The organism is Halobacillus karajensis (assembly GCF_900108515.1).
GTDB classification, from domain to species: Bacteria; Bacillota; Bacilli; order Bacillales; family Halobacillaceae; genus Halobacillus; species Halobacillus karajensis.
Genome location: NZ_FNWW01000004.1, coordinates 205,945 through 231,071, shown reverse-complemented (window position 1 = coordinate 231,071; position 25,127 = coordinate 205,945). Strand labels below are relative to the sequence as shown.

Annotated in this window: 23 protein-coding genes and 1 other RNA gene; 20 read left to right on the top strand and 4 right to left on the bottom strand. The window is 39.8% G+C overall.

Features of this window, described 5'->3' with window-relative positions; translation table 11 throughout:
- Position 1: 1 nt before the first annotated feature.
- The 9 genes from panC to nth all read left to right on the top strand — a co-directional run bounded on the left by panC (position 2) and on the right by nth (position 8,857).
- Entirely contained in the window at positions 2–868 is an 867-nt protein-coding gene (panC, locus tag BLW54_RS10310; protein ID WP_074734432.1) for a pantoate--beta-alanine ligase, read from the top strand.
- 18 nt (positions 869–886) lie between these two features.
- Positions 887–1,276: an aspartate 1-decarboxylase gene (gene panD / locus BLW54_RS10305; protein WP_074734429.1), complete on the top strand. Its 390-nt coding sequence runs from the start codon at positions 887–889 to the stop codon at positions 1,274–1,276.
- 84 nt (positions 1,277–1,360) lie between these two features.
- Entirely contained in the window at positions 1,361–4,162 is a 2,802-nt protein-coding gene (gene dinG, locus BLW54_RS10300; RefSeq protein WP_074734655.1) for an ATP-dependent DNA helicase DinG, read from the top strand.
- A gap of 56 nt (positions 4,163–4,218) precedes the next feature.
- Positions 4,219–4,404: a YpmA family protein gene (locus BLW54_RS10295; RefSeq protein WP_244153502.1), complete on the top strand. Its 186-nt coding sequence runs from the start codon at positions 4,219–4,221 to the stop codon at positions 4,402–4,404.
- The gene (locus tag BLW54_RS10290; protein WP_167358805.1) at positions 4,358–4,891 is read left to right on the top strand and encodes a cell wall elongation regulator TseB-like domain-containing protein; all 534 of its coding nucleotides are present in this window, start codon (positions 4,358–4,360) and stop codon (positions 4,889–4,891) included. Before BLW54_RS10295 ends, BLW54_RS10290 begins: the two co-directional genes overlap by 47 nt.
- 12 nt (positions 4,892–4,903) lie before the next feature.
- Positions 4,904–6,088, top strand: a complete 1,185-nt coding sequence (locus BLW54_RS10285; RefSeq protein ID WP_074734427.1) for a pyridoxal phosphate-dependent aminotransferase — start codon at positions 4,904–4,906, stop codon at positions 6,086–6,088.
- Positions 6,089–6,108: 20 nt separating this feature from the next.
- Positions 6,109–7,401, top strand: a complete 1,293-nt coding sequence (gene asnS / locus BLW54_RS10280) for an asparagine--tRNA ligase (protein ID WP_074734424.1) — start codon at positions 6,109–6,111, stop codon at positions 7,399–7,401.
- 92 nt (positions 7,402–7,493) lie between these two features.
- A complete protein-coding gene (locus tag BLW54_RS10275) occupies positions 7,494–8,189 on the top strand; it encodes a DnaD domain-containing protein (protein ID WP_035504966.1) in 696 nt (231 codons plus the stop codon).
- A gap of 8 nt (positions 8,190–8,197) precedes the next feature.
- Complete coding sequence (nth, locus tag BLW54_RS10270) at positions 8,198–8,857, top strand: endonuclease III (protein ID WP_035504968.1); 660 nt, start codon at positions 8,198–8,200, stop codon at positions 8,855–8,857.
- 38 nt (positions 8,858–8,895) lie between these two features.
- On the opposite strand, the gene BLW54_RS10265 is transcribed toward nth, so the two are convergent.
- Complete coding sequence (locus BLW54_RS10265) at positions 8,896–11,538, bottom strand: PBP1A family penicillin-binding protein (RefSeq protein WP_074734421.1); 2,643 nt, start codon at positions 11,536–11,538, stop codon at positions 8,896–8,898.
- 16 nt (positions 11,539–11,554) lie between these two features.
- Positions 11,555–12,145, bottom strand: a complete 591-nt coding sequence (gene recU / locus BLW54_RS10260; protein WP_035504972.1) for a Holliday junction resolvase RecU — start codon at positions 12,143–12,145, stop codon at positions 11,555–11,557.
- Positions 12,146–12,692: 547 nt separating this feature from the next.
- Here recU and BLW54_RS10255 point away from each other — a divergent pair.
- Both BLW54_RS10255 and BLW54_RS10250 read left to right on the top strand, forming a co-directional pair.
- Positions 12,693–12,959, top strand: a complete 267-nt coding sequence (locus BLW54_RS10255; RefSeq protein ID WP_035504973.1) for a hypothetical protein — start codon at positions 12,693–12,695, stop codon at positions 12,957–12,959.
- A 54-nt stretch (positions 12,960–13,013) separates the two neighbouring features.
- On the top strand, positions 13,014–13,364 hold the full coding sequence (locus BLW54_RS10250) for a YppE family protein (protein WP_035504976.1): 351 nt from the start codon (positions 13,014–13,016) through the stop codon (positions 13,362–13,364).
- A 135-nt stretch (positions 13,365–13,499) separates the two neighbouring features.
- Here the strand turns inward: BLW54_RS10250 and BLW54_RS10245 are convergent, their stop codons facing one another.
- Positions 13,500–16,562 (bottom strand): efflux RND transporter permease subunit, encoded by a 3,063-nt coding sequence (locus BLW54_RS10245; protein ID WP_074734418.1) that lies wholly within the window; start codon positions 16,560–16,562, stop codon positions 13,500–13,502.
- A 167-nt stretch (positions 16,563–16,729) separates the two neighbouring features.
- Here BLW54_RS10245 and cdd point away from each other — a divergent pair, with 167 nt between their 5' ends.
- From cdd to BLW54_RS10205, 8 genes are all read left to right on the top strand, one after another.
- The gene (gene cdd, locus BLW54_RS10240; RefSeq protein ID WP_035504980.1) at positions 16,730–17,140 is read left to right on the top strand and encodes a cytidine deaminase; all 411 of its coding nucleotides are present in this window, start codon (positions 16,730–16,732) and stop codon (positions 17,138–17,140) included.
- Positions 17,141–17,531: 391 nt separating this feature from the next.
- Positions 17,532–17,825, top strand: a complete 294-nt coding sequence (locus BLW54_RS10235) for a transposase (protein ID WP_074734415.1) — start codon at positions 17,532–17,534, stop codon at positions 17,823–17,825.
- 471 nt (positions 17,826–18,296) lie between these two features.
- Positions 18,297–18,884, top strand: coding sequence for a CotD family spore coat protein (locus BLW54_RS10230; RefSeq protein ID WP_074734411.1), 588 nt, complete (start codon positions 18,297–18,299; stop codon positions 18,882–18,884).
- A gap of 83 nt (positions 18,885–18,967) precedes the next feature.
- Positions 18,968–19,531: an SLOG family protein gene (locus tag BLW54_RS10225; RefSeq protein ID WP_035504983.1), complete on the top strand. Its 564-nt coding sequence runs from the start codon at positions 18,968–18,970 to the stop codon at positions 19,529–19,531.
- A gap of 77 nt (positions 19,532–19,608) precedes the next feature.
- On the top strand, positions 19,609–19,917 hold the full coding sequence (gene gpsB, locus BLW54_RS10220; protein WP_035507468.1) for a cell division regulator GpsB: 309 nt from the start codon (positions 19,609–19,611) through the stop codon (positions 19,915–19,917).
- A 98-nt stretch (positions 19,918–20,015) separates the two neighbouring features.
- Positions 20,016–20,392, top strand: an RNA gene (rnpB, locus tag BLW54_RS10215) — RNase P RNA component class B.
- A 160-nt stretch (positions 20,393–20,552) separates the two neighbouring features.
- Positions 20,553–21,722, top strand: a complete 1,170-nt coding sequence (locus BLW54_RS10210; RefSeq protein ID WP_051744164.1) for a THUMP domain-containing class I SAM-dependent RNA methyltransferase — start codon at positions 20,553–20,555, stop codon at positions 21,720–21,722.
- Between the two features lie 51 nt (positions 21,723–21,773).
- A complete protein-coding gene (locus tag BLW54_RS10205; protein WP_035507471.1) occupies positions 21,774–23,261 on the top strand; it encodes a carboxypeptidase M32 in 1,488 nt (495 codons plus the stop codon).
- A gap of 91 nt (positions 23,262–23,352) precedes the next feature.
- Here the strand turns inward: BLW54_RS10205 and BLW54_RS10200 are convergent, their stop codons facing one another.
- Positions 23,353–23,898: a hypothetical protein gene (locus BLW54_RS10200; protein WP_074734409.1), complete on the bottom strand. Its 546-nt coding sequence runs from the start codon at positions 23,896–23,898 to the stop codon at positions 23,353–23,355.
- Between the two features lie 123 nt (positions 23,899–24,021).
- On the opposite strand from BLW54_RS10200, the gene BLW54_RS10195 reads away from it, so the two are divergent.
- Entirely contained in the window at positions 24,022–24,789 is a 768-nt protein-coding gene (locus BLW54_RS10195; RefSeq protein WP_074734406.1) for an SDR family NAD(P)-dependent oxidoreductase, read from the top strand.
- Positions 24,790–25,127 lie beyond the last annotated feature (338 nt).

Below are 25,127 nucleotides of genomic sequence, written 5' to 3'. Positions count from 1 at the left end.
GATGAAAGTTTTAAGAGATGTTGAACAAGTAAATGATGTCGTTTCCCAATGGAAGAATAATGGGGAAAAAATTGGGTTTGTACCAACCATGGGGTATCTGCACGAAGGGCATATGCGTCTTCTTGAAGAAGCACGTAAAGAGAATGATCGTGTGATCCTGAGTATATTCATAAATCCATTGCAATTCAGCCAGGGAGAAGATTTGGAAACCTATCCACGCGATGAAGCACGTGATCAAAAAATTGCAGAGGAAAATGGGGTGGACATGGTTTTTCTTCCTACAAAAGAGATGATGTACCCACGTCCCTTATCTGTTCAAATGTCTGTAACTAAACGTACGGATGTTCTTTGTGGGAGGAGCCGGCCTGGTCATTTTGATGGTGTAGTGACGGTCCTCGCTAAACTTTTTAATTTAACCCGGCCGGATACAGCTTACTTTGGAATGAAGGATGCCCAACAAGTGGCAGTAGTCGATGCATTGATAAAAGATTACAATATTCCAGTTAAATTAGTGCCGGTCCCAACAGTGAGAGAAGATGATGGTTTAGCTAAAAGTAGCAGAAATGTGCGCCTTTCTAAAAAGGAAAGAAAGGAAGCACCTTCCATCCAAGCAGCTCTTCAATATGGGAAGCAATTAGTAAGAGATGGACATACATCGCCGGAAGTTGTCATCAAGGCAACAGAGAAGTTTCTTGAAACAAAAACTCATGGTAAGATAGATTATATTGAATTATTATCATATCCTGAGTTAGAATTCTTAGAGGAGATTGACCGTCCTGTTATTCTTGCTGCAGCTGTCTCCTACGAACATGCGAGATTAATTGATAATGTAGTGTTTAATAAAGAAGGCAATGAAATTTATGGTTAATCAGCAAGGAGGTATTTGATGTTTCGTACGATGATGAAAGCTAAGATACACAGGGCGCGTGTAACAGAAGCAAATCTGAACTATGTGGGAAGTGTGACGATTGATCAGGATATATTGGATCAAGTCGGGATTCTTCCTCATGAGAAAGTCCAGATTGTAAATAATAATAATGGGGAACGGCTTGAAACATATGTAATAGCCGGAGAACGCGGAAGCGGTGTTGTTTGTTTAAACGGGGCTGCAGCTAGACGGGTTCAGCCGGATGATGTCATCATCATTGTTTCTTACGCCATGCTTAGTGAAAAGGATCTTGACATTTTCCGTCCGAAAATTGCTCTAATGGATGAGAAGAATCAAGTTGAGCAAATTATTGAGGAAGAGCCGCCTTTGCAAGCCTTACCAATATAAGGTGAACGAGCGAGTGAAGAAAGGATCTATGCCAATAACTTTCAGGCAAGGTCCTTCCTTTTTGTGGTGAAAGTAGGGATGATCATGAAGAGATTTGCAATTGTAGATTTAGAAACAACAGGGAATGCATCAGCTAAAGGCGATCGAATTATTGAAATTGGAATTGTGGTGATAGAGGAAGGCGGTAAAGTAGTGGAGGAGTTTTCTTCGCTCGTATATCCAGAAAAGGAAATACCTCCTTTCATTCGTTCATTAACAGGTATTGATGATGAAGATGTCCTGGACGCTCCACTTTTTTCAGAAATTGCAGAGGATGTTTATCCTCTATTTCAACATGCATACATAGTCGCTCATAATATTGAATTTGACCTTGGCTTTTTGAATGATGAGTTGAAACGATGCGGCTATCAGCCGTTACATAATCCGATCATTGATACGGTTGAATTTGCAAGGATATTGTTGCCGACTTCCCCCACCTTTAAATTAGGTCAACTGGCTGAACGGTTGGAAATGGGGCATGATCGACCACACCGGGCCTTATCCGATGCACAAGTAACTGCTGATTTATTTGTTTACCTTATGAACAAATTACAAGGTTTACCTGAGAGAACCCTGCAGTACCTTTTGAAAATCGAATCCAGATTAAAGAGTGACTTTCGAGAATTTTTCGACCGCTACTTAGATGAAAAGCGGTATGGAAACATCAAGGATACAGATACAGTTATTAAGCATGGAATTGCTGTGCGTAAACAAATCCCCGAACGCAAGAAAACCTCTGTACAATTGCCTGTTTTCGATTCCTGGAAAGATCAAGTGTATAAGGGTGAGAATGGACTTCAAAGCCTTTTAACTAATTACGAGTACAGGGAAGGTCAATCGAAAATGACAGACCATGTCCAAAGGGCTTTCCGTGAAGGAAGACACGCCATAGTAGAAGCGGGAGCTGGGACTGGAAAGTCAGTAGCTTATCTTCTTTCAGCCGCTTACACGGCAATGAAAGATAGCAAACGCGTCATTATATCGACTCATACAACTAGTTTGCAGAAGCAATTGTTAGAAGAAGAAATACCAAAAATTGAACGGATGTTTCCTCGACCTATTAAAGCGGTCATTTATAAAGGGAAATCCCATTATATTAGTCTCACCCATTTTCATTACGAATTAGAGAATTCATACCAGGATAATTACGATATCGCTTTGACGAAAGCGATGATTCTCGTCTGGTTGACAAGGACTCGTACAGGAGACGTCGATGAAATACAATTGCCTTCTAATGGGAGGCAGTTCTGGCATAAAGTATCCTCGGAACAATCCAGTAAGACTCTTCAATTGGGTTATACAGATGATTCTTTCTTTCACTGGGCGCAGGAGAAGGCTTTGCAAGCAGACCTGGTGATCACAAACCATGCGCTATTTTGTATGGATATAATGAAAGAGGAGACGGTTTTACCGGAGTATGATCATGTCATAATCGATGAAGCACACCATTTGGAAGCAGTGGCAAGCAGATATTTCGGTGTTCGTATGGACTATAGAGAATTACAGAGACATTTAACACAATTTGGAGAGGTTTTCCACAAGAGTCTCTATAAAGGATTTTTCTTACCAAACGACATGTTTACGAATCTTTCAAAAGGTCAGCAGACAATTGATGAAGCAAAAGAGGAACTAAGCCAGCTTTCTCGCTATATTTATCAAAATGTTAAAAAGCAGAGCCAATTAGGAAAAGGAAAAAGTGATATCGGGCGGACACAGTGGCTTCTAAAAAGAGATAAAATGCCTTCATTCATGAATACGGCTAAGGAAATGTCTCATCGGTTCCTTGCAAAGATTAAAAAGTTAATTCTTCAAATGGAGAAAATCGAACTTGAATTGAAAGCTCAGCTGGCAGTCAATGAAGACCATGGCATCCCTATTTTACTTGCTCGATTGGATAATCAAATAGATGTGTGTCAGAAGATCCGCTCACAACTGATTCATTATTTCGATTTCACTAGGGATGAGGAAGTAAAATGGATGGAAATCGAAGGTGAAGGGGCAGCGAATGCGATATATTTATTTAGTGAACCTGTGAATATAGCCAGCATGCTGAATCATCGTTTATTTAATAAGAAGCAGAGTGTTATTCTGACAAGTGCTACTTTATCTACAAACAACTCATTTAGTTATATACGAAGGTCACTGGGGATAGAGGAAGGGCATAACACTTTAGAGGCTATCATTCCATCTCCTTATGATTATAAGAAACAGGTTCAATTAATGGTGCCCAATGATTTTCCTAATATCAAGAAGGAACCAGAAGCTTTTATTGAAGCTCTTAGTGAAGCCATTTATTCTGTTGCTCAAGTGACCAAAGGGCGAATGCTTGTTTTATTTACTTCTTATGAGATGCTTAGAAAAACATATCTTCTGTTAAAAGAGTTCATAGATCCAGAAGAATTCATGATTTTTGCACAAGGGGTTTCGAGTGGAAGCAGAGATCGGTTAAAGAAAAACTTTCAGGCCTTTGACCAGGCCATCCTGCTTGGTACTAGTTCATTCTGGGAAGGAGTGGATATTCCAGGGGATGATCTTTCATGTCTAATGATGGTCCGATTACCTTTCCAGCCCCCTGATCAACCCGTACAATCTATAAGGGACGAGCGTATGAAAAAAGAGGGGAAGAATTCTTTTATGGAGAAATCTCTACCTCATGCCATCATTCGCTTTAAGCAAGGGTTTGGTAGATTGATTCGGAGTTCTACTGACAAGGGTGTGGTCTTTATATGCGATCAACGGTTAATAGAAGCGCGTTACGGTAAGTACTTTCTCTCTTCTTTGCCTAAAGTGCCTGTCTCCTATGAATCCACAAAACGCTTAATTAATGAAATTGAAAATTGGTTGTAACGAGGTAAGAATCTACTGGACGAACCTGTTATAATATAAAGCGGCCCACCACAAAAATGGAGGTTGTATGGATGGAAAATAAAATAGAAACGTTATCGACTGTAAGGATTCAAAAGTCTGACGATTTATATAAAATTGTTGATACATTGAATCGTACGTTAAAAGAAAAAAATCTAATGTTTGGATTGGCACTGGATGATGACGATGCTGACACCGCAGTCTTCACCATATACCGCACCTAGATGGGTGAAATGGAGCCTGATTATTGTGGGTATCATCCTGTTTCTTATTCTAATTCTTTCTGTTTGGTTGTATGTGGAAGTAAATCAGGACCGTACAGAGGGACATGAAGAAGCAAAAGCCATTGCAAAAGAGGCTGGAGGTATCCACCGAGTAGATCATGTCTTTACATACCATGGTGAGAAGGAGATCCATATTGTTCAAGGCTCAAAAGAAGAGGGGAAATGGCTTTTATTTATTGATATCAAAGAAAAAGACGTACTGGATGAAGTACCTTTAGATGACGTTCTTCCTGTTGCAGAAATGCACGCTCAGTGGGATGAATCATGTTCTGGATGTACGTTTAAAGATCTAGCGTACGCCTTTGAAGAAAATGAACCAGTCTACCAGTTGACTTATATCGACGAACGGAACCGTTATGTAATGGATTATTTCACATTAAATGGAGAGGCGTTCGACCAACGCTTTGCCTTCAGACAAAACGATTAAGGAGTGACGATTATGCAATTAGCAGAACGTGTTCAAGCATTAACACCATCAACAACACTGGCGATTACAGCCAAAGCAAAAGCACTGAAAGCAGAAGGACATGATGTGATTGGATTAGGAGCAGGAGAACCGGATTTTAATACACCTGCTTATATCCTTGATGCGGCCAAAAGAGCAATGGATGAAGGTATGACAAAATATACCCCTGCCGGTGGGATTCCTGAATTAAAGAACAGCATCACAGCTAAATTGAAACGTGATCAGGACCTAACCTATACAAATGAGCAAATCATTGTAACAACAGGTGCCAAACATGCATTATTTACATTATTTCAAGTGCTCCTAAATGAAGGAGATGAGGTGATTGTTCCCGCTCCATATTGGGTCAGTTATCCTGAACAAATCAAGCTTGCTGAAGGGAAACCAGTAATCGTATCCGCAGAAGAAGCGAATAACTTTAAACTTACTGCTGAACAATTACGGGCAGCGATCACACCAAAAACTAAAGCTGTAATCATTAATTCTCCAAGTAACCCGACAGGGATGATGTACTCGGAAGAAGAATTAAAAGCTCTCGGTGAAGTATGTCTTGAGCATGACGTTTTAATTGTTTCCGATGAAATTTATGAGAAACTTATTTATACAAAGGAAGACCATGTATCGATAGCTCAACTATCTGATGAGCTTTATCATCAAACGATCATCATTAATGGGGTTTCAAAATCTCATTCGATGACAGGTTGGAGAATCGGATTTGCTGCAGGAAACAAGACAGTGGTAAAAGCAATGTCGAATATGGCTTCGCACTCAACTTCTAACCCGACGACAATTGCCCAATATGCAGCATTAGCCGCATATACAGCTTCCGAAGATGAAGTAACAAAGATGAAAGAGGCTTTCAAAGAGCGGTTGGATTTATTGCACAAGCGTCTGATTAACATTCCTGGAATAGAATGTGCCAAACCTTCTGGTGCTTTTTATCTTTTTCCAAATGTAAAAAAAGCTGTTGAACGTGGCGGTTTTGAAGATGTGGACGCATGGGTGAAAGCCTTGCTGGATGAAGAAAAGGTTGCTCTTGTTCCAGGCTCCGGTTTCGGCAGTCCAGACAATGTTCGTCTGTCTTATGCTACATCACTGGATCAGCTTGAAAAAGCTGCTGATCGAATTGAGAACTTCGTAAATAAATATCAATCATAAGCAATGTTGGAGGTCAAAGTATGAAAACAACCATTTCAGAAGTATCGAAATATGTAGGACAAGAAGTAACCATTGGAGCTTGGTTAAGCAACAAGCGCTCAAGCGGGAAAATTGCCTTTCTGCAACTACGTGACGGCACTGGCTTTATGCAGGGGATCGTTGTGAAAGCGGAGATTGGAGAAGACAAATTTCAAGACGCCAAAGCATTAACTCAGGAATCTTCTTTGTACGTCACTGGGGTAATTGTTGAAGATTCGCGTTCTCCACTTGGTTTTGAAATGCAAGTGAAAAACTTCGAAGTCATTCATGAAGCGATTGACTATCCGATTACACCAAAAGAGCATGGAACTGAATTTTTGATGGACCATCGTCACCTGTGGTTACGTTCGAAGCGACAACACGCAGTGATGAAAGTACGGAATGAGATCATCCGTTCCACATATGAATTTTTCAATAACAATGGTTATGTCAAAATTGACCCACCTATTTTAACAGGTTCATCAGCGGAAGGGACTACAGAGCTGTTCCATACAAAGTATTTTGAAGAAGATGCCTATTTATCTCAAAGTGGACAACTTTATATGGAAGCAGCAGCCATGGCATTTGGACGGGTATTCAGTTTCGGCCCTACCTTCCGTGCTGAAAAATCAAAGACACGTCGGCATTTAATTGAGTTTTGGATGATTGAACCTGAAATGGCTTTTATGGATCATGAAGATAGCTTGCAAGTTCAGGAACAATACGTTTCTCATGTGGTCCAGTCCGTTCTTAAAAATTGTAAGATCGAGTTAGAAGCATTGGGCCGTGACACTAAGAAATTAGAAAATATTCAGGCCCCGTTCCCGCGTATTAGTTATGATGATGCGGTTCAACTACTGAAGGATAAAGGCTTCGATGATATTGAGTGGGGAGAGGACTTTGGAGCCCCTCATGAAACAGCAATTGCAGAAAGTTATGAAAAACCTGTATTCATAACAAATTATCCTGCTGAAATTAAAGCCTTCTATATGAAACCAGATCCTGAACGTCCAGAAGTCGTTCTTTGTGCAGACTTGATCGCACCAGAAGGTTATGGAGAAATCATCGGCGGATCACAGCGAATTGATGATTTAGAATTAATGAGAAAGAGATATGAAGAACATGAATTAACAGGGGAAGCCTACAAATGGTACTTGCAGCTCCGTGAATATGGAAGTGTACCCCATTCAGGATTTGGTTTGGGACTTGAGCGTACTGTAGCATGGATTGCAGGTGTCGAACATGTTCGTGAAACCATTCCATTCCCACGCTTATTGAACAGACTTTACCCGTGATCTGATATCATGCGGATGATTAAACACCGATTTTTCGCCTTATGGCGTATCGGTGTTTTTCATTCAACCTTACTACGAATGGAGGGATTAATTTGGCTAAATATCAAAGTTTTCAAGACATCGTGGATAACCAAATGGTCGTTCCAACACAGTTGTTAAAAAACTATCATCAATTAAAATTGAGTGAGACAGAACTGGTGGTTCTTTTGCAGATCCATCGATTCCGCACCGAAGGGAACGGGTTTCCTACACCAGAAGAGCTTGCAACTCACCTTTCTGTTTCTTCGCAGGAATGTTCACGTGTGCTTAGGACTTTAATTCAAAAAAGAATGTTGACTATAGAGCAAAATCAAAACGAGCATAGAGTTCTTAATGAATTTTATTCATTAGAACCATTATGGGAAAAATTGTTCACTGTGTCATCTAAACCCCAGATCAATGACAAATCTTATGATGAAAACATCTTTCCATTGTTTGAACAAGAATTTGGGCGCCCGTTATCTCCTTTTGAAATTGAAACCATAAATATATGGTTGGATGAAGAAGAACAATCTCCTGCTTTGATTAAAGCAGCATTAAGAGAAGCTGTTTTAATGAGTAAACTAAACTTTAAATATATCGACCGCATCCTTAGGGAGTGGAAGCGAAAAGGAGTAAGAACTGTTGAACAGGCGAGAGAACAGGGAAGACAATTCCGTCAAGGCCAATCACCTGTTAAAACGTCAAAACAAGAAAATAAAAAAAGAGATATTTCGCTCTACTATAATTGGCTGGAGGAGGACTCTTAAGTTACATTATGTTGAACAAAACACAAATAAGGTATTGTTTAGATACATTCGAGGAAATGTTTCCGGATGCCGAATGTGAATTGACTCATAACAATCCGTTCGAACTCCTTGTTGCTGTTGTACTGTCGGCACAAGCAACAGATGCATTGGTAAACAAAGTGACACCTCAATTATTTGAGAAGTATAAAACACCGGAAGATTATATCGCAGTCCCATTAGAAGAGCTTCAGAATGATATCAAACGCATTGGTCTATACCGTAATAAAGCCAAAAATATAAAGAAATTATCACAAACACTTGTAGACAATTTTGGAGGAGAAGTCCCTTCGACCCAAAAGGAGCTAGAAAGTTTAGCAGGGGTAGGGAGGAAGACAGCGAATGTTGTCGCATCTGTTGCTTTTGATGAACCCGCCATTGCTGTAGATACTCATGTCGAACGTGTATCAAAACGACTTGGTATATGTCGGTGGAAAGATTCTGTATTAGAAGTGGAAAAAACATTAATGAGAAAGGTTCCGATGGAAGAATGGAGTGTCACTCATCACCGTATGATTTTTTTCGGCCGTTATCATTGTAAAGCTCAGCGGCCGAATTGTGAAGAATGTCCACTTTTATCTTTGTGTAGAGAAGGTCAAAAACGTATGCGAAAGAAAGAAAAACAGCTATGAAAAAGCCCTCTTACTTTATGGTAAGAGGGCTTTTATGATTATGCTGCATCTTGTTGTTCATCCGGGTTTTCCTCTGGAGGTGTTTCTTCTTCTGAATCATTACTTCCGTCAGATTCGGAACCATTATCCTGGTTTTCTTCCTCATTATCTTCGTTGTCATCATTCCCAGGATTATTCCCATTCCCGTTTCCATTTCCGTTTCCGTTACCTTCACCGCCGTTATTTCCTGATCCATTCTCATTATTAGGGTTACCTTCAGGAGGACCTTCACCTTCGTTTTCAGGATTTTCCTGATTGTCTTCCTGTTCTTCTTCCTCATTTTCTTGATTTTCTTCGGTACCTTCTTCTGGATCTGGAGTTTCCTCTTCGATGTTACCAGGTGCCTGAACTTGAACTGTTGCAGGGTCACTATTGGCTGTATTGTCATCGTCACTGACCACTACAATAGAGAATTCATAGGAAGCTCCTGGATCGACGTTTGTAATTTCAAGACTTGTATCTTTCGTTGTTGTAAGTTCTCTCATTTCACCACCATCGATGGATGCGGCAACTCTGAAACTCACACCATCGCTTTCCCCATAGGACCAAGAAAGATCGATGCTCGAAGTTTCTTCATTAAAGCTTCCGGACAATGATTGAACAGGATCTAACTTCTGATAGGTTTCTGAAACCTTTGAAGGTTGGTTATCCACGTGGAAAAGCTCTGTGACGATCCTATCTGATGGTGTATATTTACTTGGTAATCTGGCAGGTCTCGAGCCTTTTTCTACATCAACCCAAGAGACAGAATCCGGCTTTGTGAAATCTGGGGTGTCAATCCCTTCGGATAACCGGGTCATCAAAGGTTTATAAATTTGTTTTGGAATGTCTTTGGCTGCTTGTGACATCGCATCTTCCTCTTCGTAACCTGACCAGATAGAAATCGAATAGTTGGTCGTATAACCATTAAACCAGGAATCTGAGGCGTAGTCCCCACGGTTGGTTGTTCCGGTTTTACCTGCATCAGGGATGCCGGGAACGTTGGCCGCTGTACCAGTTCCTTCACTCATAGTAGTCTGCAGCATATTAGAAATCATGAATGCTGTATAGCTATTCATTGCAGATTTAGATTCAGGTGTTAAATCAATCGTTCCTTCTCCTGGAACTTCAACTTTTGTTACAGTGTGGGGCTCATTGTAAACACCTTCATTTCCGAATGCTGCATAAGCAGCTGCCATTTCTTTAGGATTTGTACCGATTCCCCCGCCAATGGCATCAGACAGCACTAGACCATTATCAGGGATTTCAAATCCTAATCCTTTTGTAAATTCTTCTGCTTTATCTACCCCGACTTCTTCCATCGTTTTGATTGCAGGGATATTTAAGGAACGGCTTAAGGCATACCTGGCGGACACCCAACCTCGGAATTGGTTATCAAAGTTATTTGGCGTCCAATCATTTCCAAATACTGTTTTTTCGTCTTTAATTTGATGATAAGTGGACATTTTATTATATTGAATAGCTGGCCCGTATGCAGTGATCGGCTTAAATGTTGATCCGGGTTGGCGGCTGATTTGGCTAGCTGTATTTAAATTTCCTTTTTGATAATTACGGCCGCCGCCAATAGCTCTTATTGCGCCAGTCTGAGTATCCGTGACAGCTACACCTGCCCAAAGTTTTTCATCAGGCCATGATATTGGCCCCTCATCACTAAGAAGCTCTTGTACATGTTCTTGAGCTTTAGGGTCAAGCGTCGTATGAATTTTTAATCCATCTTTATAAATCTCAGATCCGTCTAATTTCTTTTTAATCTCACGTTCCACTTCATCAATGAATGCCTGATAAGGGGTTTCTTTTTCAGGTTGTCTTTCAATTACAAGATCCTCAATTTCAACTTGCCTTGCTTCCTCAGCCTCAGCTTCAGTAATTTTACCATGCTGTACCATCAAGTTTAATACGGTGTTCATCCGCTTTTTAGCAAGCTCAGGGTTTTCAAACGGCATGTAGCCGCTTGGTCGTTGTGGCAAACCTGCAAGAAGGGCTGCTTCAGGGAGTGTCAATTCACTTAAATCTTTCTTTCCAAAATACGTTTCTGCAGCTTCTGCAACACCGTAGGATCCGGCACCATAATAAATTTTATTCAAGTACATTTCTAATATTTTCTCTTTGGAGTACTCCTGGTCTAACTTAATGGCCAGGTATTGTTCCTGGACTTTACGTTTAATCGTTTTATCTTTAGTTAAGAATGATTCCTTAATCACTTGCTGGGTAATCGTACTGGCCCCTTCTGCACCAAATCCTCCTGTGATGTTTGCAATCACCGCTCCGCCAATACGTCGGAAATCTATGCCGATATGGTCATAAAAACGCACATCCTCCGTAGCTAATACAGCATCCTCCAGTAAAGGAGGGATATCATTGTAGGTGATTTTAGTTCTGCGCTCATCTCCAGCCAGGTCGGCTATGAGATCACCATTTTTATCGTACACTTTTGATGAAAAAGGATCAGATAATTTCGATTCATCTAAACTTGGAGCTGTTGCTACATAATAGGTAAATAACGCACCGATTCCAAGCATTAAGACTACTCCGATGGTTAAGAGTGTCATAAATATCTTTTTAACTTTGGATGTTTTCTTTCCTTTTTTTGATGATTTCATTTGTTTTCTTCGTGCTGTACGTGACTGGCTATCATTGGCCATTGATCTTTCCTCCATTTCAGAAATAAAGCTTATCTATAGCTGTGATGTAATTGACCCTTGCCTGATAATGAAAAGGGATCTGGATTCCTTCTTTCACAATATAAGGGTAAGGAATTGATTTTCTGCCCCCGTTCCATTGATCTTCCCAGTATAGAATCATTGATGAAGAAGGGAGAAGATACGTTTCATCTAAAGGAGTGAATCTTATAATCATGAAACATAAACCTCCATGCTCTTGAACTGACTTCATGTGATCTACCTGATGCTGGTGGACATTACTTAAAGGAAAGGAAGTTTTGTTTTTGGTTTCCTTTGCCTCAAAATCAATATACTTTCCTCGATAAACTCCATTAAAGTCCGTTGTTGAAGCTTGCTTAAAATAGGCTTCCTTAATAACGGCTGCGCTTCGTTTGGGATAATCTACTTGTACAATTTGAACAGGTGTCGGTTTCTTGTGAACAACAGCAACTCCTGCCTGTAAATAATATTCATTTGTAACATTTATGTCTTCTTCCAATGACATTCCCCGGTTGCTGAAATCTGTTTTTTTCTTACCTCTGGGAGCATTATTTTGTATTGAACTGCGCTTCCCATTGGGATAATTCACTATCCATCCCTCCCTATAGCCATGAGAGTATCATAACAAAATTTCATCTCCAAGGATATAAAACATACGGCTCCATTTAATTAGACGTATAGAGAGCAGGAAAGTTTCACTTGTTCACAGAATTGACACATGCATTTCTACTGCCAACTCCATTTTCCCTTCGCAGATTCGTTTAAAACTCATTCATATCTTTTCGTAATAATGAGCTGTTTTTTGACTAGTATTTTCAAATAGGAAAAGGGTGTTTTACTTATGGTTTGTAAAATATTTAGAAAAAAAGCTGTTGCTATATACAATAGCAACAGCTTTTATAGACTTACGTAGAAGGGCGATTCTCACCAGCTAATTTAGGGTTGTCTGTTTTCGCCGGGGTTGGTTTTTTGTTTTTCTTTTCTTTCTTCTTAGCCATATAAAATTCTCCTTTTATGTCGAAGATTAAAGTCTGCTTTGACTTGTTTTGTTGCTTTAGTTCTAGTCTTGTCATCCATAAAGGAGTTATGCATTTAAACGAGAAATTGTACTATACCAAAAAAAGGGGGAGTTGTGCATGATGAAGAATAGTGTCGTCACACCTGATGAATTCGAGGAACAGTTGTCACACCTGCAGGAAAAGTTCTCCTTACTGGAACGCAGGTTGTCAATGAAAGCAGATGAAGTTGTTTTTACGATGACAGTCTCCCACCGGAAAGAGATCGATGAGTTAAAAGATGAAGTATTTCTACTTCGTGATGAGTTAAGAAAAATAAAAAAAGAGCGTCGGCATGAGTATTTAGGAAAGGTTGCTCAGCAGGCCAAGCGGCGTTCTGTCGTCTGATTTTGATGATCATTGTTTCCTCATGGTAAGATATTCATGAAAGGTGTGGGAACAATGGGATTAAAAGAAAATACAAAAGAATTAAAGCGGGTAATTGACCGCTGCCATCATTGTTTTTTAACTACGGAAGGTCCCGTGGATAAAAAGAGTTACGAATTTTTTAATAAAGTAAAAGAAGAAACGTCTCCATTGTTCGAATTGAACAATACATGGCTTGGGGAAGCGGAAGCTTTCGTTAAGGATAGAAAAACGAACGTCCATCCGAACCAGGTGAAATCAACACATGAAAATATAGAAATGCTCATTCTTCATAGTTATTATCTAGATGTTCATCGGAAACGGTTCAAGGAATTGTATCAATCCGTTCATTATGTGCTGGATATGATCTTAAATGATTTAGAGTAGTCCGTCAGATTTATAAGTCCATTTCCTGGAAAAACGAACCACCTATATCTTTTAGGTGGTTCGTTCACTTTTTGGGAATTTTTTAGGTTTTTGAAGAAATGACTACTTATTTTTTACGAAACAACAGGCAGGCGGCTAATACTCTTTTGGTTCCTTCTTTTTAGAGATAATCAAGTAAAAGGATGGTACGAGCAGAAGAGTCAGAACCGTCGAGAACAATAAGCCCGATATAATAGATATCGCGAGTGGTTTGAATAATACATCGTCTGTAAAAATGATTGGGGTCAACGCGGCTATTGAAGTGAGTGATGTTAGGATTATCGGGCGTATTCTTGCTCTTCCTGCTTCCACAACAGCTTCAACCCTATCTCTATAGAATTTATGATTGTTTTCAATAAATTCGATGAGAATCACTGAGTTCCTGACTACAATACCAGATAGAGAAACGATCCCTAACACAGCAAGAAAACTTAAAGGCTGCCCTGAGATGAAGAGTCCAACAATAGCTCCCGTTACAGCTAGAAATACCGTAAAAGTGATGAGAAGTGGCATGAGTAATGAATTGAAGTGGATGGCTATGGTCAGGTAAATAAGGAATAGCACAATTACAAACAGTTTAGTAATTTCTACGAAAAAATCGGATTGTGCATCAGATTCTCCACTTTCAACTAAGGAATAGCCTTTTGGTAATTGATCTTTAATTTTTTTTATCACTTCAGCAGATTGTGTGGAGAATGTTTGCTCCATTCCTTCGGCTGGGTAACCTTCGACTGTAATGGTTCTTTTTCCATTTAAGTGTGGAATGACTCCGATTCTTTCTGCAGGGGTTGTTGTAATCATTTCATCCATAGATAAAATATTAGGTGGTCCTTCCTTCTCCCTGCTATTTTGACTAATAATGGTCAACTGGTCTAGTGCAATACCTTCATCCAGTCCGTCGTCAACTAAAACTTCCATTGGTATTCTGTTTATCCCGTTATCAAATGTTCCCAATGGAACACCCGTATTAGCCAGTTGAAGTTGAGAGGTAACTTGCTCAATTGTAATATTGTTTTCATCAAGGATATTTCGCTCAGGCGAGTATTCAGTAAATGGCTGCTTTTTAGCATTTATTGTAGCCATCTCCGTACTGTTTAAATGACTGATTAAATCCCTTGCATTTTCCGCTTCAGAAACGAGAATATCTAGATCCGACCCTTGAACTTGAATTTCCACTGGTGGAGATGGAGGGGGGCCGGACACAATAGTTTCTAGGAATATGTCACTTTCCGGAAATTTATTTCTTAAAGGTTTTTTCCATTTTTTAATGAATTCCTCAGCACTTGTTTGATCTCTGTCTACGCGTATAACTACTTGCCCAGTATTTTCGCCTGAACGCTCCAGCCCTGAATTAAATAAGTTTGGGATTCCGGCTCCAGCATAAATAGCTGTCTCTGTTATCGTTTTATCGTTTTTTTCCAAGTATTCCGCAATATCTTTCAGTTTTTTTTCTGTATCTTGAATGGCTGTCCCTTGAGGATTTTCGATAGAGATAGTCACTTCAGGCCGGTCAGCAGCAGGAAAAAACTCAAATGGGATGCGGGTGATTAATAAAGCTAATAGGGTACAGGTAAGTATTCCAGCAAGAGCAGTAACCAAGGGTTTACGTGTAGTAAAAGGTAATAAACGATCAGCATAAACGTTTTCTAAACGGTCAAATCCTTTCCCAAAAAGACCGGATTTTATAGGAGACTCCTTTGATTGTCTTTTTTTTCTTGTGTATTGAACGGTTGGGATAAATAATAAAGCGATAATGGTGGATGCGATAAGGGTAAGTATTAATACCGTGGGCAGTGCTCGGATAAAGTCACCATTTGATCCTGACAAGAAGGATAAAGGGAGAAAACTGAATATAATCATAAGCGTGGACGTGATGATTGATTTCCATACTTCCCGCACCCCTTTTATAGTACCTTCGAATGGTCCATCTCCAAGTTGAAATCTACGTTGTATATGATCATTTACTACAATAGCATCATCGACAAGAATTCCTATGGCAATAATCATGCCTATCATAGAAATTTGATTTAAATCTACACCCACATAAGGTAAAGGAATTAATCCAATGATAATGGAAATAGGGATGGATAGTGCGACAAGTACTGCTGAAGATAGTGGTAAACCAAGAAACATAATGAAGATGACCGCTATAAATGAGACTCCAAAAGATGTAATTAAATTTGTAAATACTTCATCTATGACTGTGCTTTGTGTATAGAAGCGATCAACAGTAATTGCTGCTGGCAGATCCTTTTCCAAACGATTGATATGATCCGACAATTGGTCTTGAAGAGGTCGAATGTTTACTCCTTCTTTAGCGAGAACGGTCACCGAAAGGGCCGGTTGGCCTTTATAATAAATCAGATCATCAGCATTTTGATTTACGACCTGGGTGGAGCCTATATCTTTCAGGGAGAGACGTTCTCCATTTGAAGTTTCCCCAATCACCAAATTTTCCATATCCTCAATGTCTGAGTATTTATTGAAAATCAATTGCCGTAAAGTGCCCTCTTTTTTCTCGGTTCCTATGGGGGAGGGGGTAATCTCATCTCTCAAAGTATTTATGATGGAAAAAGGGGAAAGGTGGTAATTATTTAATTGTGGTTGATCTAGACGGATTGAAATTCTTTGTTCAGGAAGGCCTTTGATTAAAAGTGAGTCTACCCCTGGTAGATCTGTTAATACCTTTTCCCAATGGTTTAATTGGTCCCTTAACTGATATAAATCTTCTCGGTTATCACTGGTTATGTGGTAAGAAGCTACTGCCGATGACGTCATATCTGTATGAATATCGGGATTTTTTACTTCTTCTGGAAATAATCTTGATACTTCTGAAACCTTCTGTTGAATTTGCGCCTTCGTTTTTTCACTTTTCCTCTCTTCAAGTGTAACCGTAACTGTACCGAATCCAGTAGCTGAAGCGGAAGTGATCTTTTCAATCCCGTCTGTTTTCAATAATTCTTCTTCCATGGGGGTAATGATTGTACGTTCCACTTCCTGAGGAGTAGCACCCGGGTAAACAGTTGATATGGAAGCTACATTCACATTGATTTCAGGTATATCTCTCTTAGGAAGTTGTAAATACGTAAGTATACCAGTGAAAATTAATAAACCTATGAATACCCAAACAATTTTCCTGAAGTTCAGTATCGTTCTCATTCTTCTCCTCCTTATGATATCTTTATTCTTCCTTGAAATATAACCTCTTTTTTGACAGATGTGTCAATTATATGTTTTTTTAATGTGCTGAATCACTTAATGAAACCGCTTTACATTTTAAAAGGTTTCATATATAATTGCTATCCCATCAATAGGGAGGAATGCTTATGGAAATGAAACAATTAATCAATGAAGCAAAGCAAATCAGGGATAAAGCATACACACCTTATTCTAAGTTCCCAGTAGGTGCAGCCCTTTTAACAGAAAATGGCGATCTTTATACAGGCTGTAACATTGAGAATGCAGCTTATCCAGTCACATGCTGTGCAGAAAGAGTAGCTATTTTTAAAGCCATAGCCGATGGGCACTACAAATTTAAAAATTTAGCTGTGGTTGCTGATACAAAAAGGCCTGTTCCACCATGTGGTTCGTGTCGCCAAGTGATGAGTGAGTTCTTTGATTCAGATGTCGAGATATACACCACCAACCTTCATGGTGATACAAAAACTTTTACGATGGAAGAAATTCTTCCGTTTTCATTTGTTTCCTCTGATTTACCAGAAGAAGAAGTTAAATAAAGATTTAAAAAAGGATGAGGTATCATCCTTTAAGGCTGTCGAGAAAGTTCTCGGCAGCCTTATTTTTTTGTTTTGGTCTCAATTTACGTTTTGTTATTTGTTACCCTAAAGATGGAAATCCTTTTAGGCAGTGATGATTTGTTTCAATCAAGGTAAGATCGACAAAATGAGCTGGAAATGGTGACTATTGAAGAGCTTGTGCCTGAAGACCACTTATTTCGTAAGATTGATCCATACATATCGGAAGATAATGGTCGTCCAGCGTTAGACCCTCTGGTTTTATTTCACCCCTCTGCCATGGACTTGCCCAAAGAAACATCTTTGGTGTGATTGCCCACCGTCGTACCAGACAAGGAAAGGGTTTCTAGCTAAATGGAAATATAAGTATGAAGTGGAACATGATGTCTATGTCTGTCTGCAAGGAGAAGAGCTAAGGTATGGCACAACAGACCGTGACGGATATCGCCATTATAAATCAGATCCGCAGCAGTGTGAGACATGTCCTCTTTTTACTCAGTGCACGCAAAATCAAAATCACCAGAAAACTATTACACGCCATGTATGGGAGGAGGATAAAGAGCAGGTTGGTTTGAACCGACTTTCCAATGAAGGCAAGTGGATTTATCGCATGAGAAAAGAGAAAGTGAAGGAACAGGCACAGATGACGCCGTCTGTCAAAACATGAAAAAGATTGCCCTCCATTTAGGTAGGGGAAGTTAGATGGAGGAGAGTCTTTTTTGGCTATAAGCTAGAGCGAAGGAGTACAGACCATGACATTCCTGCGAAAAACGGGCGTTCGTCCGCGGAAAGGGAATGGTCTGTTGCTCCTGGAGGCAAGAAAAAAGCTTGTAGAAAAACACGGGGTTTCTCTACAAGCTGAAAGGATGATACCTCATCTTTTTTTGTTGGTCATTTAAAGTCTCTACCCGAACGAATATCAAGCTTTTATAAAATAAACAGGGCAATGAAAGGAAGAGAATCATTTCTCTATGAAGAGATGGGATCCCTTTAAGGGAAGGCACTTGCCTTACTGCAGATCCTTTTATATATTTTCAAAAAACAAGAAAGTCAGGGATATGATGATTTCGCCTAGTACATTCATAGGCTTTGTGACATACGCTGATAAGGAATAACAAGAACAAGGAGTGAAAGCATAATGCATCAACAATCTATGCATGACTCTTGCGGCTGCGGACCTATGTCACCAGCTGGGAATCGTCGACCGGTTGTTTGTCCAGTGCAAAATTGTGTAGTGGATAATTATTTTTCTGAAAACCAAGATTATATTCATCCTACACACATTCTCGTCCGTAATAACCACCTTTTAAATAACAATCATTACTTCCCGTACATGGTTTCTGAACAAAACAATTACCAGACACAAGATTTCGCTTACCCTCAAGGGTCATCTCCAGATTATAACTGGATGGATTATATGAATCCTCAAGATATGGGTCAGCCAATGGAACAAGGCCAGATGCCAATGATGAATGAAGAGGATATGGCAGGTAATGGCCAAATGCCGATGATGGGTCAAGGGCAAATGCCGATGATGGGTCAAGGGCAAATGCCGATGATGGGTCAAGGGCAAATGCCGATGATGGGTCAAGGGCAAATGCCGATGATGGGTCAGGGCCAAATGCCGATGATGGGTCAGGGCCAAATGCCGATGATGGGTCAGGGCCAAATGCCAATGATGGGTCAAGGGCAAATGCCAATGATGGGATCCGATTCAGATAGTTGATGATGATAAGCCACGAAACAGTGGCTTATTTTCATTTCTCCACGAAACATATTAAAATATACAATAATAAAGGGGGGAAGCCGTTGAAGACAATTGTGGTTACAGGGTACAAACCAATAGAAATGGGTATATTTAAACATAACGACCCTAAAGTTCATTTTATTAAAGAGACCATAAGAAGAAGACTTCTTTCTTACATAGAAGAAGGATTGGAATGGGTTCTAGTTTCCGGGCAAATGGGAGTCGAACTATGGGCAGCAGAAGTTGTTCTTGATTTGAAAGAGGAGTATGAAATTCAATTAGGGGTTCTCCCCCCATTTGAAAACCAGGAAGAGCGATGGCCTGAAGATGTAAAGCAGGTATATGAAGAACTAACAATGTTGGCGGATTTTTATCAAACCATTTATAAAAAAGGTTATGATGGTCCTTATCAATTCCGAGCCAAAGACCAGTTTCTCATTAATCATTCAGATGGATGCCTCGTACTATTTGACGAAGATACGGAAGGAAGTCCACAATATTTTTTGAGAATAGCTAAAAATGCTCAGGAAAAATCAGACTATAAAGTTCATTATATAACTCCATTCGACTTAGATGAAACAGTAGAAGAGCTACGAATGGCTGATCCTGAATACTGGAGTCAATAAATATTCAAGAAATGAAATTGACATTTCCGTTCCCATCTGAAAAAATGAGTATAATGTGTGAAACAGAGGTGAAAAAAATGAACGTAGAAGAGTATCATTTAAGCGGAAAGGATATACTTGAGAAAGACTTTAAAACGTCTATGCGAGGGTATAACCAGGAAGAAGTAGATGAATATTTGGATTTGATTATTCAGGATTATGACCGCTTTCAACAGGAAATCGAACGTTTACAACAAGAAAATGACCGATTGAAAAAAATGTCTTCCCGTGAAACATCCCAAAGACAAAGACAGCCATCTACGAATAACCATCAAGTTAATTATGACATCTTAAAGCGTGTTTCCAATTTGGAAAAAGCGGTGTTCGGTAACAAATACGCTGACTAAATTCCGTTTTTTTCCATGTGACAAGCGATTAAATGTTTGTTATAATCATTTAGCACGTCTTTTCGAGGCGTAAAGGACATAAGATAAAATTCATTTGAATACTCGGGTAATCGCTGCGCAGTTATACTACGCAGAGGAAAGTCCATGCTCGCACAAACTGAGATGTTTGTAGTGTTCGTGCTTGACGAAACCATAAGTCAAGGGAGTTCATCAGAACTTACGGCAGGGAAAATCCCTAAGTCTTTGGATAAGGGATGACTACCTTGAAAGTGCCACAGTGACGGAGCCGGAGTAGAAATACTTCGGGTGGAACGAGGTAAACCCCACGAGCGAGCAACCCAAATATAGGTAGGGGCACTTTTCAATGGGAATTCAACCAGAGAAGAGGCCGTTTAGCGGCAGATAGATGATTGCCACCGGAGTACGAGGTTGACCACCGTTTGCAGTACAATGGCACAGAACATGGCTTACAGAGTATTCAAAGGTCGCTATTGATACAGGTTACACCCTTCTGAAAAGCCGTATGCTTTTTAGGAGGGTTTTTATTTTATGCATTCGGAAAATCCTAAGAAAATAATAAACCATTTCATTTAATAAAACCAATAACATCCATTACATATCAGGAGGTCTTAAATATGCCTAAAAAAGTGACATTGATCGCTACAGCAGCTATGGGGCTTGAATCCATAGTTGGGAACGAGGTCAAAGCTCTTGGCTATGAGAATGTAACGATCGAAAACGGAAGAGTAATTTTTGAAGCGGATGTTTCTGCCATTCCACGTGCAAACCTTTGGCTTAGAACAGCAGATCGAGTTAAATTGCTTGTAGGAAGGTTCAAAGCTACAACATTCGATGAATTATTTGAAAGGACAAAGGAATTGCCGTGGGAAGCCTTTATAGAAGAGGATGGGGAGTTTCCGGTTGTCGGAAAATCAGTGAAATCTAAGCTATACAGTGTCCCGGATTGTCAGTCTATTGTAAAAAAAGCCATTGTAGAAAAGCTCAAAGTAAAACATGGGATTACTACATGGTTGAAGGAAACGGGATCTTTTTATCGGGTGGAAGTCGCTCTTCATAAAGATGAGGCTTTACTTACTATTGATACTTCAGGCAGTGGGTTGCATAAAAGAGGCTACAGAGTGGGACAAGGGGAGGCCCCCCTTAAGGAAACCTTAGCTGCAGCTCTTGTCCAAATTACGAATTGGACACCAGATCAGCCTTTTGTAGATCCATTTTGTGGATCAGGGACAATTGCCATTGAGGCTGCTTTAATTGGACAAAATATTGCCCCTGGTTTTAACAGAGAATTTGCATCTGAGGAATGGGGGTTTATTCCACCCAAGGTTTGGGATGACGCATTCCAGGAGGCGGAAGATGCTGCCAATTATGATCAGCCCTTACAAATAATCGGATCGGATCTAGACCCTACGTTAATTGAAATTGCCCAAAAAAATGCAATGGAAGCTGGACTTGGGGATTTAATCACATGGAAACAAATGCAGATGAGTGATTTTAAACCCAAGCAGGAAAATGGATACCTTGTGTCTAATCCTCCTTATGGAGAGCGTATGGGGGAGCGGGAAGAAGTGGAACAAATGTATCATGATTTAGGGACGATTATGCGTGATCATCCATCTTGGAGTGTGTACATTCTTACTTCTCATGAAGGGTTTGAAAAACTTTACGGAAAGCCTGCCACCAAAAAACGTAAGCTCTTCAATGGCTTCATCAAAACAGATTACTACCAGTACTTTGGAAGACGTCCCAAATCGATATCTAAAAATGGAAAAGGATTTGGATTTTAAGGTCGTATAGAGTGATTCTGGTGATGAGAGAGGGAGAGATGAAATGTGAGTATGGCTACAGAGCAAAAGTTTATGGAACTAATGAAGCAACAAGCCGCTTATGTGGAAGCGATCGGATTAATGGCATGGGATATGCGAACAAAAGCTCCAAGAAAAAGTGCAGAAGGGCGTTCAGAAGTTCTCGGCGTCCTATCGCAAAAGGTACACGACATCCAGACTTCAAAGGAAATGCGGCAATGCATTGAGGAACTGAAAGGGAACGTTCAGGACCCTGTCGTGAAAAGGGCCGTTGAAGAAGCCGAGGAGACTTATGACAAAAACGCTAAAATTCCTACTGAAGAGTACCGCGCCTATGTTACCCTTCAAACCAAGGCAGAGTCGGTTTGGGCGGAAGCAAAAGAGAATAATGATTTTGAGCAGTTCCGGCCTTATTTAGAAGAGCTAGTTGAATATAATCGCAGGTTTGCTGATTATTGGGGGTACGAAGATCACAGATACGATGCCCTATTAAATAATTATGAACCAGGGGTAACAGTCAAGGTGCTTGATGAAGTATTCCCAAAAGTAAGAGAAGCCTTAACACAACTGTTGATAAAGATTAAAACATCCTCTTTTAAACCTGATCCGAGTGTATTGGAGGGACACTTTCCTAAGGAAAACCAGGCTAAGTTCAGTGAAGTCATTTTAAAACGAATGGGTTATGATTTTGAAGCAGGCCGACTCGATGAAACGATTCACCCTTTTGCAATTGGCCTGAACATTAAGGATGTCCGTGTGACAACAAAGTATGATGAAACAGACTTCCGTACGGCGGTATTTGGTACCATACATGAGGGAGGTCACGCCCTTTATGAACAAAACATCGATCCAAAACTTGCCTTGACTCCGCTTGCAGATGGAACGAGCATGGGGATTCATGAATCCCAATCTTTGTTTTGGGAGAACTTCGTCGCTCGAAGTGAAGGTTTTTGGAAAAATCATTATGAATTGTTTAAATCCTATGCACCTGAGAACTTTCAAACCCTCCCACTTGAAAAGTTTTATCCTGCAGTTAATGAAGTGAAGCCTTCTTTAATAAGAATTGAAGCAGATGAATTGACTTATTGTCTCCATATTATGGTCAGATACGAGTTGGAAAAATCACTAATTGACGGGGAGGTTGAAGTGAAAGATCTACCTGTCCTTTGGAATCAAAAGATGGAAGATTACCTTGGCGTTCGTCCAGACAAGGATTCAGATGGAGTGTTACAGGACATTCACTGGTCTGGTGGTGATTTTGGATATTTTCCATCGTATGCGCTAGGATATATGTATGCCTCCCAATTTCATGCTAAAATGCAGGAAGAAATAGATGTCAGTCAATGCATTGAAGAAGGGAATTTTAATAAGATCAAAGAGTGGTTGACTGAGAATGTGCATCAGTACGGCAAAATGAAAAAGCCTTTAGAAATATTAAAAGATGTAACAGGGGAAGAACTTAATCCCGAATTTCTAATTGAATATTTAACAAGAAAATATAAGCAAATTTACCACTTCTAATAAAGAAAGCCCATCTGGAAAAACCAGTGGGCTTTCTTTATTAAGAAATCATAGAATCTGTGATGGTTTATCGGTTTTATTGAAGTGAGATTTATGACATTTCCTCCATTAAATCCGGAGCAGCAGGGAACCCTGCCTTTTCAATAATTTCATTGAATTGATTATTGAATTCTGTGAATTTCTCTTCTGCTGATGTGAAGTCTGCTTCTTCTAAATTCTCGTTTAGTGCTGACTCAACGTGCTCATAATACGCTTGAAGAGATGGAAGTGAATCGTTAAATGCAGTGTTCACATCCTCAGGAAGATCTGCTTCAATAGTGAAATCTTCTACTTTTGAGGCTGCTTCGCTTGCGGCAGTTTTAGCCTCTTTCCCTGTGGACTGAATGGTTTCTGAATCAGGCTCTTCTGCTGACACAGCAGCTTGATAGGCTGTAATTTTTTCTTGGTAAGGTTTGAATGTGTTTGTTAGCTCCATTTGCGCTTTAAGTATTTCCTTTTTAACTTGTTGCTCATTTACCTCTTCCGTTTTTTCTTCCGCTTGATTTTCTGTCTCCGCGTTTGTGTCTTCTGCATTCCCGTTACATCCTGTTAAGATGAGTGAGCCGGATATCCCTAATACGTACAACCATTTTTTCATACAGACAACTCCCTTCTTTTCATTTAGGCTTATTCATTTTATGTCACTCCTTTAATCCTGTAAATAATTTGCAAAAATGTTATACTATACTGAAAATTCAATATTGTTATTGGAGGAGCTCGTATGTATGTACCTAACTTTCGATTAGATAGGAAACTTGCTGTTGTTACAGGTGGGACGAAAGGAATTGGAAAAGCGATCACTCTCGCTTTTGCGGAATCAGGGGCCGATGTTATTGTCATTGCGAGAAATTATGAAGACCTTGAAAATACAAAAAAAGAAGTGGAGGAAATAGGCTCTAAAGCTTACCTCCTTTGTCATGACATTACGGGTTATGAAGCCATTAAACGTGAAGTAGAACGGTTACGTGATGGCCGGCCGATCGATATTTGGGTGAATAACGCAGGTTTGAATATTAGGAGTAAGGCAGAGAATGTTACCGAGGAGGAATGGGATCAAATTATAACTACAAACATGAGAAGTGCATTTTTTCTTTCTCAATATGCCGGTACAGTCATGAAAAGGGAAGAACAGGGGAAAATCATTAATATTTCATCAGTTGGCGGCCACACAGCTTTACGAACAGGAGTCGTATATGCAATGACTAAGAGTGCCTTGATTCAAATGACAAAAAACCTTGCATTAGAATGGGGGAAACACAATATAAACGTAAACGCTATTGGACCGTGGTATTTCCCAACGTCTCTTACCGAAAAACTTCTGGAAGATGAAGAATATGTACAAGCAATCCTTGATCGTACACCATTAAACAGGATTGGTAAACTTGAAGAATTAACTGGCGCAGCCATCTTTTTAGCATCCGAAGCAGGGAATTATATGACAGGACAGACCCTATTTGTGGATGGGGGGATGACCATTTATGGGTTTTAAGTTTTTTATAATGCTATAGAGGCCATAGGTTTGTTTGGCTTAGTAAAGCGCCGGATTTTATAAAAATCGCTGATCGCAATGGATGGAGTTAAATGTTTCTTTTGATTATGAGAAGAAGAGAAAGTTGATGTATTTTTCCATACTAGGGAATAGTTACTCCTTTTTTGTTGTTTGAAACATTTCTCTTCTTCCATCGATACGTGTGATCAACCAATACTGTTCCCAGTGATCATATTTCCCAGATCTCCTGCCACCTCTCCCTCAAGTGGAATCTGCACTTTAATCTCCTATAAAGCCAAGGGCTTCAATAATTTTCGTTACATTCTGATGGATTCATA

Excerpts from the sequence above, each read along its gene's own strand:
- panC (WP_074734432.1), top strand. The coding sequence starts at position 2 with ATGAAAGTTTTAAGAGATGTTGAACAAGTAAATGATGTCGTTTCCCAA.
- panD (WP_074734429.1), top strand. The coding sequence starts at position 887 with ATGTTTCGTACGATGATGAAAGCTAAGATACACAGGGCGCGTGTAACA.
- dinG (WP_074734655.1), top strand. The coding sequence starts at position 1,361 with ATGAAGAGATTTGCAATTGTAGATTTAGAAACAACAGGGAATGCATCA.
- BLW54_RS10295 (WP_244153502.1), top strand. The coding sequence starts at position 4,219 with ATGGAGGTTGTATGGATGGAAAATAAAATAGAAACGTTATCGACTGTA.
- BLW54_RS10290 (WP_167358805.1), top strand. The coding sequence starts at position 4,358 with ATGATGACGATGCTGACACCGCAGTCTTCACCATATACCGCACCTAGA.
- BLW54_RS10285 (WP_074734427.1), top strand. The coding sequence starts at position 4,904 with ATGCAATTAGCAGAACGTGTTCAAGCATTAACACCATCAACAACACTG.
- asnS (WP_074734424.1), top strand. The coding sequence starts at position 6,109 with ATGAAAACAACCATTTCAGAAGTATCGAAATATGTAGGACAAGAAGTA.
- nth (WP_035504968.1), top strand. The coding sequence starts at position 8,198 with ATGTTGAACAAAACACAAATAAGGTATTGTTTAGATACATTCGAGGAA.
- BLW54_RS10265 (WP_074734421.1), bottom strand. The coding sequence starts at position 11,538 with ATGGCCAATGATAGCCAGTCACGTACAGCACGAAGAAAACAAATGAAA.
- BLW54_RS10255 (WP_035504973.1), top strand. The coding sequence starts at position 12,693 with ATGATGAAGAATAGTGTCGTCACACCTGATGAATTCGAGGAACAGTTG.
- BLW54_RS10250 (WP_035504976.1), top strand. The coding sequence starts at position 13,014 with ATGGGATTAAAAGAAAATACAAAAGAATTAAAGCGGGTAATTGACCGC.
- BLW54_RS10245 (WP_074734418.1), bottom strand. The coding sequence starts at position 16,562 with ATGAGAACGATACTGAACTTCAGGAAAATTGTTTGGGTATTCATAGGT.
- cdd (WP_035504980.1), top strand. The coding sequence starts at position 16,730 with ATGGAAATGAAACAATTAATCAATGAAGCAAAGCAAATCAGGGATAAA.
- BLW54_RS10230 (WP_074734411.1), top strand. The coding sequence starts at position 18,297 with ATGCATCAACAATCTATGCATGACTCTTGCGGCTGCGGACCTATGTCA.
- gpsB (WP_035507468.1), top strand. The coding sequence starts at position 19,609 with ATGAACGTAGAAGAGTATCATTTAAGCGGAAAGGATATACTTGAGAAA.
- BLW54_RS10210 (WP_051744164.1), top strand. The coding sequence starts at position 20,553 with ATGCCTAAAAAAGTGACATTGATCGCTACAGCAGCTATGGGGCTTGAA.
- BLW54_RS10205 (WP_035507471.1), top strand. The coding sequence starts at position 21,774 with ATGGCTACAGAGCAAAAGTTTATGGAACTAATGAAGCAACAAGCCGCT.
- BLW54_RS10200 (WP_074734409.1), bottom strand. The coding sequence starts at position 23,898 with ATGAAAAAATGGTTGTACGTATTAGGGATATCCGGCTCACTCATCTTA.
- BLW54_RS10195 (WP_074734406.1), top strand. The coding sequence starts at position 24,022 with ATGTATGTACCTAACTTTCGATTAGATAGGAAACTTGCTGTTGTTACA.